The sequence below is a fragment of the Virgibacillus subterraneus genome (assembly GCF_900110695.1).
Classification (GTDB): Bacteria; Bacillota; Bacilli; order Bacillales; family Amphibacillaceae; genus Lentibacillus; species Lentibacillus subterraneus.
This window is the reverse complement of sequence record NZ_FOEH01000001.1, coordinates 1,160,522-1,175,711: the sequence shown is the minus strand read 5'-3', so window position 1 is coordinate 1,175,711 and position 15,190 is coordinate 1,160,522. Positions and strand designations below refer to the sequence as shown.

The following is a 15,190-nucleotide window of genomic DNA, read 5'->3' as shown; positions in this document are numbered from 1 at the left end:
CCTTAGCTAATTTTCTTCTCTACATTGTCTGCAATTGTATTCCCTTTTTTCAGTTCTGCGCTAGTAGCTCCGAATAAAATTACAGCAATAATTGCACTTAGAACCCAAAATAATACTGAGTATTCACCTAAAAATATTGCTTTATAGAATACTGCACCATAAACACCGCCAAGAATTGGTCCTACTATTGGAACCCAGCTATATTTCCAATCAGAGCCGCCTTTTCCTGGTATAGGAAGTAGTGCATGGGCAATTCTTGGACCCAGGTCACGTGCTGGATTAATAGCATACCCAGTAGCTCCACCTAGTGACATACCAATCGCAACAATCAGTAAACCAACAATTAGTGGGTTCAAACCTTCTGTAAATTCGTTAGCACCAATAAACATTAGTCCCATTAGTAGAATAAAAGTTCCAATTATCTCACTAACTAAATTGGAAAAGGGACTTCGTACAGCAGGGTCGGTTGAGAATACTGCTAATTTTGCGCCTTGATCCTTTGTTTCTTTCCAATGTGGTAAATAATTTAAAAAGACAACAACTGCACCAATGAACGCTCCAACCATTTGAGCTGATATATACATTGGTACCTTAGACCAAGGAAACTCTCCTACAGCCGCAAATCCAAGTGTAACTGCAGGATTTATGTGTGCTCCAGTGAAACTACCAACAGCATATACCCCCATTGTTACACCAAGACCCCAGCCAATTGTAATAACTACCCAACCTGCGTCTTCTGCTTTTGATTTCTTTAATACAACTCCTCCAACTACTCCTCCCCCCAGGATTATAAGAATCATCGTACCAATTACTTCCGCTAAAAATTCCGGCAATTTTAAACAACTCCTCTTTATTAAATTATTAAGCTAAAAAACGTGGAGTGGTATTGAGTAGATTAATAGATAGCACGAAAAAGACCCACACTGCATAAGCGTACTTCTTTCAAAGTACTGCTGCAGCGTGGGTCTCCATGTCTCCACCACGTTCTTAACTTGTTGAATATAATAATACATCAAAATGTAAACGCTGTCAATATTTTTTTACAATTTAAATTTAGAGTAATTATGGTTATGGCCAATCCATCCTATGCGGATCAATAACTAACTTTCTAGATGCCTCGCCATCAAACTGCTTGTAACCATCCGAAGCATGATCAAGTGAAATTAATGTAGCGTTTACTGCCTTCGTAATTTGCGCGTTACCACATAAGATCGCCTTCATCAAATCCCTGCGACACTTCATCACAGGTGTTTGCCCAGTTACAAAGTATGTGCCTTTGCAAAGCCTAAACCAAAGCGAAATTTTTATTGTCTTTCCTTGGTATCCACATCCTTGTAACTAGGCTCTTCGTATATATAGTTCTTGAATTCCTAGACGTCCTCACGCCCTTGTTGCTTGTTGCTCACATAAAAGAGTTCAACACCACCGCTCTGTTATTCGCCATAAGTGCCTTCATAAGTTATATAAAGACGCCTTTTTTGTTGGTCTTATCAATTTTTGTTAAATTTAAGCACTCATAACATAATTTTCAGAAAACTTAACAGATAAAATTAACAAGTCCATAGTTTAGTATTCGAAGTGGATACTGCAATAGCCCCTGCCTCCAATACTTCAGATACTTCTTCCTCTTTATTTATAAGACCACCTGCGATGACAGGGATATTACTTTCCTGACTTATCTTTTCAACGATACTTGTCATAAGGCCTGGCAGTACCTCAATGCAATCAGGCTTAAAACGATCAACTAACTTGAGATTATGATCTAGTGCCATACTATCTAGTAAAAACATACGCTGGATAGCGAGTAACTTATGTTTCTTTGCAAGTTTAATAATGTTTCCCCTAGTTGACAATATTCCATCTGGCTTTACTTCGCGTAACAAATATTCCATTCCATATTCATCTGCTTTTAAGCCTTGAATTAAATCAAAGTGTACTAACACCTTTTTATTTGAGCGCTTCGTATAATCCACTAAGCTCTTTAGTTGGGATAGTCGAGTTTCCAGTAAAACAATAAAATTATGGCTTGATTCCAACGCCTTATCAAAGTCTTTCATATTTCGAATCGCTGGTAAGACACCTGTAGGCATTTCCATTCTATACACCACCATCGACATTATTCTTTATCCATCTCTTCCTTCGTATAAATAAGCTGCATAGGATTACCCCCAACAAATGCACCAGCCGGAACATCCTTATTTACTAGCGTTCCTGCTGATACCACTGCTCCGTCACCAATTGATATGCCTGGAAGAATTGTTGCGTTTGCCCCTATCAACACCTCATTACCTATGATAACTTCACCAATACGATATTCTTTTATCAGGTACTCATGCGCTAAAATAGTAGTATTATATCCGATTACACTATTAGCTCCGACTGTTATTTTTTCTGGAAACATAACGTCAGGCATGACCATCAATGCAAATGCTGTTTGTTTTTCTACCTTCATTCGTAAAAACGTGCGATAAAGCCAATTTTTCACACCTAAAAAAGGCATGTATCTGCCAAGCTGAATAACAATAAAGTTTTTTGTCACCTTCCAGAAGGACACTGTCTTATATATTTGCCAGAGTGAATTGGCATTTTTAACTGGGTATCGATTGGTTTTACGCATATCTACACTCCCAAAATTTTAAGCAGGTCCCGCATGTCATCTAGCATATACGTTGGCTTATACTCGGATAACTTTTCCTTACCTTTCAAGGACCATGCAACCCCAGCAGTTTGAACACCTGCATTTTTTCCTGCATCAATGTCATGATGGTTATCCCCGACCATAAGTGTTGAATCGGCCGATGCTTCTAATTCCTGCATTGCTTTCAGAACCGGCTCTGGATGCGGTTTTGCATGGACAACATCATCTAATGTAATAATAGTTTCAAAGTAATTAGACAAACCAGTAACTTTCAGTCCCATTTCTACTGTTCGATTCATTTTCGTTGTAACGATTCCGAGCTTAAAATTTTTCTTTTGTAATTGGTCAATCGTTTCGACAACATTTGGAAAAGCTGTTACATAGTTATCATGGTGGTACAGATTATGCTCTCGGTATGTTTCAACCATTGCCTCAACCTGATCAGGGTCAACCTGATGGAATGTGTCCCTTAAAGGAGGTCCGATAAATTCGATTGCTTCTCTACGGGAAAGCTCTCTTCCATATTGTTCAAATGTATGCATGAACGATGAAATAATCAATTCATTTGTGTCTATTAAAGTGCCATCAAGATCAAAGAGTATTGTATGAATGTTCATGAGATGCGTCCTTTCTTTTCCGATTATCAATACGCCGCCAAATAAATGCTACAGTCATTGTTAATAGTATTGCCGTGACCAATCGAATTAAAAGTAATGGCAGGACAGGAATACCAAGCGGAATAAATATTAACGTATCCTCCACTACCGCATGACAGGAAACAAGAAAAATTAGCGCCAAATACATATCGCGCCGTGACACACCATCTTCTTCCACCGCTTGAATCATTAGCCCGGCACCATAGGCAAGGCCGATTGTAAGTCCAGCTACAAGCGTCATAGAAGTATTTTTTTCCATGCCCAGCATTCTAGTAAATGGTGCAAATTTATTTGAAAAAATAGTTAACCAGCCTTTTTCACGTAAATATTGCATGACTATCATTAACGGAATGACGATTAGTGCCAGCTGTGCCACACCAACGACAGCGGTTTGGAATCCTTGCAGTAAAATCTCGCTCCATCCATTCAATTCTGGATTTGACGTAGAAATGAGACCGTATTGCGCTTGTTCAGCCCCTCCACTCCATAAGAGATTAATCGTTATTGCCGAAATGAGCGCTAATGACAACCGAATTCCCGAAATAAACCACCAGCTAACGCCTACCCTAGCAGCCACAGTCGATTCGATGAATAAGTTATGGGAAAACGACAGCATCACAGCTAATATAAAGACTTCTTTTACTGTAAAATCAAACGATACTATGGCAGCAATTCCAGCGTATAAATTCAGTGAATTCCCTAATACCAATGGCACTGCAGCCTCTCCACTTAATCCAACCAAGCCCATAATGGGACTAATCTGGTCAATAACCCATGGCAGTACCGGTGTATGTTGTAATATGGTCACAATCAAAGTAATTGGAAAAATGACTTTTCCTAATGTCCATGTGACTTGAAGGCCTTGTTGTAAACCACGCTTAAAAATCCCTGCCAATCGTTCATCCCTCTTTTCAGTTACTTCTTCTTAGTTACTTTTTTACCATTATAATGCTTATTTTCCTGCCCTGTTTTACGGCGATAAACAATTACCGCTAATCCAATCAGAATAATAGCAATCGAGATTAGCTGCGCCACACGGAAAGGACCGAAATATAGACTGTCAGTACGCATACCTTCAATGAAGAAACGACCAACTGAATATGCCATTAGATAGCTTACGAATACTTCACCACGTAATGGGTTTTTACGACGTAGTATAAGTAGGATAATGAGTACAACTATATTCCAAAATGATTCATATAAAAATGTTGGGTGATACATTACGCCATCAATACACATTTGATTCATAATGAAATCAGGTAAATATTGATGAAAACTATTATATGTAGCTTCAGAGATCGCTCCTCCGTGTGCCTCCTGATTCATAAAGTTTCCCCAACGACCTATAGCCTGTCCAAGTATTAAGCTTGGGGCAGCAATATCAGTCAACTGCCAGAATGAAACTTTTTTAACACGAGCGTAAACAATTGTCGTTAGCACAGCGCCGATTAAAGCACCGTGAATTGCTATTCCGCCCTCCCATATTGCAAAGACGTCCCACCATGTTCCACCAGTATAACGTTCCCATTCAAAAATCACATAGTAAATGCGAGCAAATATAATCGAAATCGGGATAGCAAACACAATCAAATCGACCATTAAATCTTTCTGTAAACCTAGTCGATCCGATTCCTTAGTGGCCAGATACAACCCTATAAATGCTCCCGCTGCAATAATTAACCCATACCAATAAATAGTCAGTGGACCAATATCCAGAAAAACACGGTCCAATGCTGGTGCACTACAACTCAATCCAATCACTCCTATTCATCTGTTTCATCTTTATCCTGATCAATCATCGTTGTAAGACGATCAGAAAATTCCTCGGCTGCATTAACGCCCATTCGTTTTAGCCGGAAGTTCATCGCTGCAACTTCAATAATTACAGCTAAATTTCGCCCTGGACGAACAGGAATTGTTGCTTTTGGAAGATGAACATCCATTATTTTCATCGTTTCCTCATCTAAACCTAAACGGTCATATTGTTTCTGCTGATCCCATAATTCCAAATTAATAATCAATGATATTTTTTTAAAACTTCGTACGGAACCTGCACCAAATAGAGTCATAACATTGATAATACCAAGTCCGCGAATTTCCAATAAATGCTCAATTAGTGGTGGGGGATTACCAATTAGACTATCATAGTCCTCTTGACGAATTTCAACACTGTCATCAGCAACTAGACGGTGCCCTCGTTTCACTAACTCAAGCGCTGTCTCACTTTTACCAACACCACTTTGACCCGTTATCAGCACACCCACACCATAAATATCGACTAATACGCCGTGAATTGCAGTAAACGGGGCAAACTTTGCTTCCAAATAGTTGGTAAGTCTGCTTATGACTCGAGTCGTTTTGCGTGGGGAGTGTAAAATTGGTACTCCGGATTCATTCGCAGCCTCAAGTAAGACCTCTGGAATATCCATTCCGCGTGATACGACGATTCCCGGGGTTATATCCGTGCATAATTGTTTCGCACGACTCCTTTTATTTTCATCTGTTAAATCAAGGAAGTATGCCATTTCTGTCTTGCCTATTAGCTGCAAACGTTCCTTAGGATAATACTTAAAATAACCTGTCATCTCAATTCCTGGACGGGAAATATCACTTGTAGTAATTTCTCTATGTATGCCATCTTCCCCGGCAACCAAGGTCAGATTAAAATTTTCCAGCAAATCTTTCGTACGAACTTTTACCATCTATATAAACCTCCAATAATATGCACAATTACTGATTTTCATTGTAGCATATTTTGGCGTGTTGAAGTATCGGGAAGTTTTGATAAAGACCGTTTATTATAAGTGAACGAAAAAATCGCAGGATAGCACCTGCGATCTCAAGTTTTATTTCATTGTATCCTTCACTAACCTGTTTAATAATAAATTCAATATCGAAATAATTACAGCAGCAATAATTGCTGTGCCAAAGCCTGTGATAACAAAAGAAGCATCCATTATGGCTTGGGTAATCATTAACGTTATAGCGTTTATGACAAACAGGAATAAACCAAGTGTTAAAAAAGTAATTGGTAGAGTCAACACTACTAAAATTGGTTTGACGATCATATTTAAAATTGCCAAAATAACACTTGCCAAAATAGCTGTGCCGAAGCCTTCGAGCTGGAAGCCTTCAAATAGCTGTGCTACTGCAATTAATGCAACTGCATTTAATAATATGGATAAAAACCAGCGAAGCAGCATTAACGCACCTCCCCTTCTTTCGGAATAACAATCATTCCTATTAAGTAAATGAATATTGCCGCCGCACCTACAAATACACCCGCAACGAATAATAGGCGGACAATTGTAGAGTCAATATTAAAGTATTCGGCAAGCCCACCACAAATTCCTCCAATCATAACATCGGATTCTGAACGATATAACTTCTTACTCATTATGGACCCTCCTTTATTAGTGGTTATTCATATTTCCAAATATAAAAATGCTCTTTCCCTAAACGTTTTTTCGCTTCCTCTTTAAGGTCATCATCCAATTCAGGATTTTCCTTGAATTTGCTTAAAATTCCACTTGCTTGAGACTCATGAGCTAATATCGCCTCCATCTTCTGGTCAAAAAATGGGGTTACATCATTATTGATATCTGGTTCCCCCAGTTCCTCAACATAATTATTTGTGATAGGCTGAACCCACACTGTTGGGCGATTCTCAGGTTCCATCAATTTAACAGCTTCAACAGCAGCCGCCCCAAGTGCATCATGGTCAGGATGTACTGCTCTTTCTGGGTAATGCGTAATTACTAAACTCGGATTAATCTCTTCTAAAATACCCTTTAAATGACTTGCAACCTCAAGCCTATCTTCAAACTCAAGTGTTTTGTCACGATAACCTAACATTTGTAAGTCAATATCAAGCCTCTCACAAGCATTAATTAACTCTTCTTTTCGAATTTCCGGTAATGTTTCTCGATTAGCAAAAGTTGGTGAACCCATGTTTCTTCCCATTTCACCTAGCGTTCCACATAAATATGTCACTGGAACACCTTGCTCACGATATTTCGTAATCGTCCCAGCCGCACCAAATGACTCATCATCAGGATGCGGATAAATTACAACAACATGTTTTTCCATTTTAAAATCACCTAGCCCTTAAATTAATAGCGAAATGGAGTTTCACTGATTTGTAGCGACACCATTAACCGACCTTCACGATCATGTCCTGCAAGTAATAGCTGATTAGCACCATGAATTGTCCAATCTGTTAATCCTTCCGCATAAATCCAGCCTATTTCCATTTTTAATCCCACACGGTACGTCTTTCCATTTCCAACAATTTTCGCTTGAGAAAACTTAACTTTCGCATTACGGATGTACGCTCCGACATTATAAGCCTTATCATCAAAATGGCTAGCATAAGCACCATTAGTTGTTTCTAAATGAACATAAACATCTTTATTCGAATAATTTTCTAATAAATTTTGCATTTTTTGAATCTCAATTGGTTTCATTAAAATGTTTCCTCCCTAGCACCTTCTCATTTAACCTTACCTAAACGACAGGAATGCGTCAAAAATTTTGACCACAAATTTGTCTCATTATATGGAGGGGCGCACTTTTTCTCCTCTTACATGTTGATGTTGTTCTTGATTTGTTTTTCGTCTCTTTTGATACTATTTCCGATTCGCTACTGTTATTCGTACTTGTCCCTGCAAATAAGTCTCTCACCCTATTCAGGAAACTTGGTTTATCGCCAGTTTGGAAGTGAAACCCTTAGTTACATTATACGGTATGAAAATATTTATGCTATCTTAACTGCAAATAGAGGATAGCCAGCCCATTCCAGACTCACTACCCTCTTTTTTTATTTCGATCCAACTTTTTCAAGTTTCTCGACATCTGCTTCCATACGTTTTCGATCGCGTTCCAATACTGGCTTCAAATATCGTCCAGTATATGATTGCTCGGTTTCAGCAATTTCTTCAGGTGTTCCGGTTGCAATAATCTCTCCGCCACGATCGCCACCCTCTGGTCCGAGGTCAATTATATGATCAGCCGTCTTCACCACATCCATATTATGTTCGATAATCAAGACAGAATCACCATGATCGACCAGTCGTTGCAGTACACTTAACAATCGTTTGATATCATCAACATGTAATCCAGTCGTCGGTTCATCCAGAATGTAAAATGACTTGCCATCTGACCGCTTGTGGAGTTCACTCGCCAATTTAACCCGTTGTGCTTCACCACCGGATAATGTTGTTGCAGGCTGCCCCAGCTTAATATAACCAAGACCCACATCATAAATTGTTTGCAGTTTCCGTTTTATTTTCGGGATGTTTGCGAAAAAGTCCAATGCTTCTTCAATAGTCATCTCAAGCACTTCTGAAATGTTTTTCCCCTTATATTTCACTTCCAATGTCTCCCGGTTATACCGCTTCCCATGACATACTTCACAAGGTACATATACGTCCGGCAGAAAATGCATTTCAATCTTTATAATGCCATCGCCGCGGCATGCCTCACAGCGACCACCTTTCACATTAAAACTGAAGCGACCCTTTTTATAACCACGAACCTTAGCCTCATTTGTTTGCGCAAAGACATCACGGACATTATCAAATACACCTGTATATGTTGCCGGATTCGAACGTGGTGTCCGTCCAATAGGTGCTTGATTAATGTCGATAATCTTTTCAACCTGTTTAATGCCATTTATTTTTTTATGGCTTCCAGGTTTAAGTTTCGCACGGTTAAGCTGTTTTGCTAACGATTTGTATAGAATATCATTTACCAGCGTACTTTTACCAGATCCAGATACCCCTGTCACAACAGTCAATAGTCCAATCGGGAATTTAGCTGTAACATTTTTCAAGTTATTCTCTTCAGCACCGACTATTTCGATATTGCGTTTTGAACGCTTGCGTCGCTTTGATGGCAATGGAACATACTTATCACCTGCCAAATACTTTCCAGTCAATGATTTTTTATTTTTCATTACCTTGTCAGGTGTACCGCTCGCAACTATCTCACCACCATGTTCTCCAGCGCCAGGACCAATATCAATCAGATAATCGGCGGCAAGCATCGTATCCTCATCATGTTCCACCACAATCAGCGTATTATCTAAATCACGCATTTGCTTTAATGTGTTAATTAAACGATCATTATCACGCTGATGAAGCCCAATTGATGGTTCATCCAGGACATAAAGAACACCTGTAAGTGCAGAACCGATTTGAGTTGCTAGTCGAATCCGCTGCGCCTCGCCTCCAGACAATGAGCCGGCTGAACGAGACATCGTTAGATAATCCAGGCCAACATTATTCAAAAAGTCCAATCGATCACTTATTTCCTTCAATATCATGCGAGCAATTTTTTCTTCCTTCTCAGTTAGGTCAAGATTCTGGAAAAAGTCCTTAGCTTCCATGATAGAGTAGTCGGTCACTTGGCTGATATGCCTGTTATTAACCATTACGGCAAGGGCACCCTCTTTTAAGCGATATCCATCACATGTTGGGCAGTTTGTTTGAGCCATATATTTTTCCAATGTTTCACGGATAAAATCAGACGATGTTTCCCGGTACCGGCGTGCTATATTTTTCAAGACACCTTCAAACAGGATATTATTATCACGTATATTGCCAAAGTCATTTTCATAATAAAAATGGATTTTCTCTTTGCCGCTTCCGTGAAGTATTTTATCCATTTGACTAGATGGAATTTTTTTAACCGGTGTATCCATATCGATACCATAATGATTGCAAACACTCTTCAGTAATTGCGGGTAGTATCGGGAACTAATAGGTTCCCATGCTGCAATCGCATGTTGGTTTAATGTCTTATCCCAGTCCGGAATAACTAGTTCCAGGTCAACCTCCAAATTGGTCCCTAATCCATCACATGTCGGGCAAGCTCCAAATGGACTATTAAATGAAAATAGCCGAGGTTCCAATTCACCAATGGAAAAGCCACAAATTGGGCATGCATGATTTTCATTGAACAACAATTCTTCTTCACCAATGACATCGACAATAATTTTCCCTTCACCTAACCCAAGAGCTGTTTCGATGGAATCACTCAATCTTCCGGCAACACCATCCTTTACAACGATTCGGTCAATTACCACTTCAATTGAATGTTTTTTATTTTTTTCCAGTTGAATATCATCGGTTACTTCACGCATTTCATTGTCAACGCGAATCCGAACATATCCTTCTTGCTTCAGCTTTTCAATTACCTTGACATGCTCACCCTTGCGTCCGGAAACAACAGGGGCCAATATTTGCATTTTTGTACGATTCGGGTATTCCAAAAGTCGGTCAACCATTTGCTGAACGGTTTGTGAGTTAATTTCAATACCATGTTTTGGACATGTTGGCCGTCCTACACGAGCATAAAGTAATCGTAAATAATCGTATATTTCTGTAACGGTACCAACTGTTGAACGGGGATTCTTGCTCGTAGTTTTCTGATCAATTGATATCGCTGGTGATAACCCCTCAATTGAATCCACATCCGGTTTATCCATCTGACCTAAAAATTGGCGTGCATATGCAGAGAGTGATTCTACATAACGTCGTTGTCCCTCTGCGTAGATCGTATCAAAGGCAAGCGATGACTTACCTGAACCAGATAAACCTGTTAAGACCACAAGTTTATTTTTAGGAATGGTTATATCTACATTTTTTAAATTATGTGCACGAGCACCTTGCACTTTTATCGATTTACTTGGCATGAACAGGTCATCCTTCCGCTTTAAGTTCAAGTATTATATCACGTAATTCAGCAGCTTTCTCAAAATCAAGTGCTTTTGCTGCTTCCTTCATTTCTTTATCCATATTTTCGATAACTTTAGATTTCTCTGTTTTAGATAATTTTGCAATACTCTTCGTTTTCTCTGAATAACTTTCCTCTTCCTCAGATGCAACAGTTGCCTTGATAACATCACGTACATCTTTCCGTATTGTTGTCGGCCTAATATTGTACTTTTCATTATAAGCTATTTGCTTTTCACGACGTCGGTTTGTCTCATCAATGGCTAACTGCATCGAATTTGTTATACGATCGGCATACATAATAACTTGACCATTTTCATTCCTCGCTGCACGACCCATCGTCTGGATAAGTGATCGTTCAGAACGCAGAAAACCTTCTTTATCTGCATCCAGAATAGTTACTAATGAAACCTCAGGTATATCTAGGCCTTCACGTAACAAATTAATGCCTACAAGAACATCATATTTACCAACACGTAAATCACGAATAACTTCAATCCGCTCTAGCGTTTTTATTTCTGAGTGCAGATAAGCGACTTTAATTCCAATTTCCTTCAAGTAGTCCGTTAAGTCTTCTGACATTTTCTTCGTGAGTGTTGTCACTAGAACACGTTCATTTCGCTCAGATCGCTTATTTATCTCCTCGATCAAGTTATCAATCTGACCCTCAATTGGTCTCACATCGATTTCTGGATCTAATAATCCCGTCGGGCGAATAATTTGCTCGGTTACCCCAGGTGAATGCTCAATCTCATATGGCCCTGGCGTTGCCGAAACATAAATTAGTTGATTTGTCGCCTTCTCAAATTCATCAAACATCAATGGACGGTTATCTAGCGCTGACGGCAGGCGAAAACCATGATCAACTAACACCTGTTTACGAGCTCTGTCCCCTTTGTACATTCCACGGACCTGAGGAAGTGTAGCATGTGATTCATCAACTACAGCTAAAAAATCGTCCGGGAAGAAATCAAGTAATGTGTAGGGTGTTGCCCCTTCTTCACGAAATGTTAAATGCCGTGAGTAGTTCTCAATCCCTGAGCAGAATCCCATTTCATGCATCATTTCCACATCGTAATTCGTGCGTTGTTCCAATCGTTGCGCTTCCAATAATCTATTTTCTGCGCGGAGTTGCTTTAAGCGTTCTTCTAGTTCTTTTTCTATATTAACAATTGCCTTTTTTAGTTTCTCTTCACGTGTGACGAAGTGGGAAGCCGGGAAAATCGCCACATGTTCACGGTCACCTACAATTTCACCAGTTAAAGCATCCACTTCACGGATTCGGTCAATTTCATCGCCGAAAAATTCAATCCGAATACAGTGTTCTTCTTTGGAAGCAGGGATTACTTCAACAGAATCACCACGAACACGGAAAGTTCCGCGCTGGAAATTAATATCATTTCGCGCGTACTGTATATCAACCAATTCACGTAACAGTTGATCACGGTCTTTTTCCATGCCCATTCTTAATGAGAGAACCTGACTTTCATAATCTTCCGGTGAACCTAGGCCATAAATACAGGAAACACTCGAAACAATCAAAACATCACGTCGTTCAAACAATGCCGATGTTGCTGAGTGGCGCAATTTATCGATTTCATCGTTAATACTTGCGTCCTTTTCAATAAAAGTATCAGTTGATGGTACATATGCTTCTGGCTGATAATAATCATAATAGCTAACAAAATATTCAACTGCATTGTTTGGAAAGTATTCCTTGAATTCACTATATAATTGACCTGCCAACGTTTTGTTATGTGCAATTACAAGCGTTGGACGGTTAATTTCCTCAACTACATTTGATACCGTAAACGTTTTCCCGGTACCCGTTGCTCCAAGTAACGTCTGATGACGCTGCCCAGATTTCACTTTTTCTACTATTTCTTTAATAGCTTGTGGCTGATCGCCACTTGGTTCATATTGTGCAACAAGATCAAATTGATTTTCCACAAAGCAAACCTCCGTTCATCACTCTGCTTACTAGTTTACCATATTTATTATCTAATTTTAACATATAAGCGAACAAATATTCGATTATTATGCTTCTCCCTCTCTACTGCTACATTTTACCCGTTTTAATTTATGGAAAATCATTCACAAAGGTTTCACACGTATATATTGTTTCGCTTAGTTGAATGTCTTATAATCGGAGTAACATAGCTCTAGAGAGGATTTTATACATGAAAAAAATGATGACATTATTATTCATCATAATAGTTCTGGCAGCATGTGGTCAAAGTGAAGACACTGAAAATGGGGCAACTGATAATGTTGTTAAGGCGATTGAAGCTAATTTGGAAGTTCCTGAAATAGGTGATAAAGATCAGGAAATAACCTTTTCTGTAACAGTTACACAGGACAGCGAACCAGTTGAGGATGCAAGTGAAGTGGAGTTTGAAATATGGAAAGATGGATTCAAAGATGAAAGCGAAATGATCAGGGCAAAACATGTTGACGACGGCACATATACTATAGAAAAATCATTTAAAGAAAATGGTCTATATCATGTTCAGTCACACGTTACTGCCCGTACCATGCATACGATGCCTAAAAAGGAAATAACCATTGGCGATCCAAAAGCTAGTACCACAACAGGCAAAAACCAGAAAGAAGACGACCAAAACCATACACACTTATCTATAGATTTACAACAGCCCGATACAGTTAAAGCGACTGAGGAAGCTGAGTTCACAGTCAAGGTGCTAAAAGAAGAAGAATTACTAGAAAAGGCTTTCGTAACGTTGGAAACCTGGCAAGAAAATAAAGAGAACCATGAATGGACCGATATGATCGAGACTTCTTCTGGCACGTATCAATCTACTGCAACCTTTAACAACAGCGGGACATATAATGTTAATGTTCATGTTAAAAAAGAAGATATCCATGGCCATAAAGAGTTCACTGCAAATGTGAAATAAAGTAGAAAATTATGACCAAAAAACATTTGCTGAAATTGCTAATGTTTTTTTTGTATTATTTCCTCAATTAACAGCGACAGTGGTCTTTCGTCTAAGTTCCGATGATACGCATCAACCTTCTGCCTGTAAATACACTGTTTTCTTTCATCACAAAAAAAATCAAGGATTTGCTCTTCCAGTAAATTATTTTCTAAATCAACAGTAAATACCACACCTATTTGATTCAACTGATTAACGTTGATTTTCTCCTGTCCAGGTAATGGGTCATAAACAAATATTGGCTTTCGCTTCATTAAGCATTCACTGACTGTCACCCCACCAGGCTTTGTTAAAACCGCATCCACTTTATTATATAATAGATTCATTTCTTCTTTACTTGTTATATATGGTAGCGGAGTAACGGTTGGTTTGTCTTTCCGTAATAATTGTTCATAAAGTACTTCATTTTTTCCGCATAACACATAGTAATGAATCCTGTCCGAATGGGAATAGTTAAGCAACTTCCTTATAGCACCCACCCCTAGACTTCCACCAGTAACTAATACTGATATTCCTTCATCTTTCGTTTGTTGTTCTTGTCCCGAGTGAAATACCTGATGAATTGGAATTCCTGTGATGAAAATCCGTTTTTCTGCAACACCTTTTTCTAACAAGTATTCCTTTACAGAAACGGTTGGAACCATGTGATAATCAATTCCATCTATTCCCCATATTCGGTTTATAAAAAAATCCGTGTACACGTTTACCGTAATAGATTGCAATTTATTCTTCTTTTTTAAGACAGCGGCAATATTCGATGGAAGTGCATGTGTACAGAATAGAACGCTAGGATTTTGTTGATTGGTTAGTCGTTTTAAAAAATAAGTAAACATTGTTTCATACAGATATTGACGGTTATGTGGTGATGTTTTCTTATACGCTGCTTGTTTATACAGCCAGTCATATACATCCGGAAACTTTCTAATCCATGCTAAATATGTAGACGAAACGACTTTCTCCACTCCACCATAGCTATATGATAAAATATCTACTTTATCACATACGATATCCTTATGAGTCGTTTTAATCTCATTTATTAATGCATCCGCCACATGATGATGCCCTGTAGGGATTTGCATAAAGGGTAGAAATAAAGCCTTTTTCTGATCCATTTTTCATTGCCTCCATTTGGCTTCAATTACCAATGATAGAGTCACTGTCAGCATGATATACTTTTATTCGTGAGAGAAAGGAGTAATCGCG

General features: G+C 38.8%; 15 protein-coding genes and 1 pseudogene. 1 reads left to right on the top strand and 15 read right to left on the bottom strand.

Translation table 11 applies throughout. The features are described from left to right. Positions 1 to 2: 2 nt before the first annotated feature. The 14 genes and pseudogenes from BMY13_RS05470 to uvrB form a co-directional block, all read right to left on the bottom strand. Entirely contained in the window at positions 3 to 833 is an 831-nt protein-coding gene (locus BMY13_RS05470) for an MIP/aquaporin family protein (protein ID WP_092503128.1), read from the bottom strand. Between the two features lie 235 nt (positions 834 to 1,068). Continuing rightward, positions 1,069 to 1,380 (bottom strand): annotated as a pseudogene (locus BMY13_RS20040) (formaldehyde dehydrogenase, glutathione-independent); the annotation flags it as partial. Between the two features lie 170 nt (positions 1,381 to 1,550). Beyond that, positions 1,551 to 2,096 (bottom strand): glycerol-3-phosphate responsive antiterminator, encoded by a 546-nt coding sequence (locus tag BMY13_RS05465; protein WP_092503126.1) that lies wholly within the window; start codon positions 2,094 to 2,096, stop codon positions 1,551 to 1,553. A 20-nt stretch (positions 2,097 to 2,116) separates the two neighbouring features. Continuing rightward, on the bottom strand, positions 2,117 to 2,617 hold the full coding sequence (locus tag BMY13_RS05460) for an acyltransferase (RefSeq protein ID WP_092503124.1): 501 nt from the start codon (positions 2,615 to 2,617) through the stop codon (positions 2,117 to 2,119). Positions 2,618 to 2,619: 2 nt separating this feature from the next. Continuing rightward, complete coding sequence (gene ppaX, locus BMY13_RS05455) at positions 2,620 to 3,255, bottom strand: pyrophosphatase PpaX (RefSeq protein ID WP_092503120.1); 636 nt, start codon at positions 3,253 to 3,255, stop codon at positions 2,620 to 2,622. Next, positions 3,230 to 4,189 (bottom strand): nucleoside recognition domain-containing protein, encoded by a 960-nt coding sequence (locus tag BMY13_RS05450; RefSeq protein WP_092503118.1) that lies wholly within the window; start codon positions 4,187 to 4,189, stop codon positions 3,230 to 3,232. Before BMY13_RS05450 ends, ppaX begins: the two co-directional genes overlap by 26 nt. A 20-nt stretch (positions 4,190 to 4,209) precedes the next feature. Beyond that, positions 4,210 to 5,046, bottom strand: a complete 837-nt coding sequence (gene lgt, locus BMY13_RS05445) for a prolipoprotein diacylglyceryl transferase (protein WP_092503116.1) — start codon at positions 5,044 to 5,046, stop codon at positions 4,210 to 4,212. Between the two features lie 11 nt (positions 5,047 to 5,057). Continuing rightward, positions 5,058 to 5,996: an HPr(Ser) kinase/phosphatase gene (gene hprK, locus BMY13_RS05440; protein ID WP_092503114.1), complete on the bottom strand. Its 939-nt coding sequence runs from the start codon at positions 5,994 to 5,996 to the stop codon at positions 5,058 to 5,060. Between the two features lie 144 nt (positions 5,997 to 6,140). Next, positions 6,141 to 6,497, bottom strand: coding sequence for a phage holin family protein (locus tag BMY13_RS05435; RefSeq protein ID WP_092491996.1), 357 nt, complete (start codon positions 6,495 to 6,497; stop codon positions 6,141 to 6,143). Further along, entirely contained in the window at positions 6,497 to 6,691 is a 195-nt protein-coding gene (locus BMY13_RS05430) for a PspC domain-containing protein (protein ID WP_092491995.1), read from the bottom strand. The genes BMY13_RS05435 and BMY13_RS05430 overlap by 1 nt, the downstream gene beginning before the upstream one ends. Positions 6,692 to 6,714: 23 nt before the next feature. Further along, on the bottom strand, positions 6,715 to 7,383 hold the full coding sequence (gene bshB2, locus BMY13_RS05425; RefSeq protein ID WP_092503112.1) for a bacillithiol biosynthesis deacetylase BshB2: 669 nt from the start codon (positions 7,381 to 7,383) through the stop codon (positions 6,715 to 6,717). A gap of 23 nt (positions 7,384 to 7,406) precedes the next feature. Further along, positions 7,407 to 7,760: a YojF family protein gene (locus BMY13_RS05420; RefSeq protein WP_092491993.1), complete on the bottom strand. Its 354-nt coding sequence runs from the start codon at positions 7,758 to 7,760 to the stop codon at positions 7,407 to 7,409. A gap of 353 nt (positions 7,761 to 8,113) precedes the next feature. Beyond that, the gene (uvrA, locus tag BMY13_RS05415; protein ID WP_092503110.1) at positions 8,114 to 10,990 is read right to left on the bottom strand and encodes an excinuclease ABC subunit UvrA; all 2,877 of its coding nucleotides are present in this window, start codon (positions 10,988 to 10,990) and stop codon (positions 8,114 to 8,116) included. A 7-nt stretch (positions 10,991 to 10,997) separates the two neighbouring features. Further along, positions 10,998 to 12,980, bottom strand: coding sequence for an excinuclease ABC subunit UvrB (gene uvrB / locus BMY13_RS05410; RefSeq protein ID WP_092503108.1), 1,983 nt, complete (start codon positions 12,978 to 12,980; stop codon positions 10,998 to 11,000). A 230-nt stretch (positions 12,981 to 13,210) separates the two neighbouring features. On the opposite strand from uvrB, the gene BMY13_RS05405 reads away from it, so the two are divergent. Beyond that, on the top strand, positions 13,211 to 13,948 hold the full coding sequence (locus BMY13_RS05405; RefSeq protein ID WP_175476715.1) for a FixH family protein: 738 nt from the start codon (positions 13,211 to 13,213) through the stop codon (positions 13,946 to 13,948). Between the two features lie 38 nt (positions 13,949 to 13,986). Here BMY13_RS05405 and BMY13_RS05400 read toward each other — a convergent pair whose 3' ends face one another. After that, positions 13,987 to 15,099, bottom strand: coding sequence for an MGDG synthase family glycosyltransferase (locus BMY13_RS05400; RefSeq protein WP_092503104.1), 1,113 nt, complete (start codon positions 15,097 to 15,099; stop codon positions 13,987 to 13,989). Positions 15,100 to 15,190 lie beyond the last annotated feature (91 nt).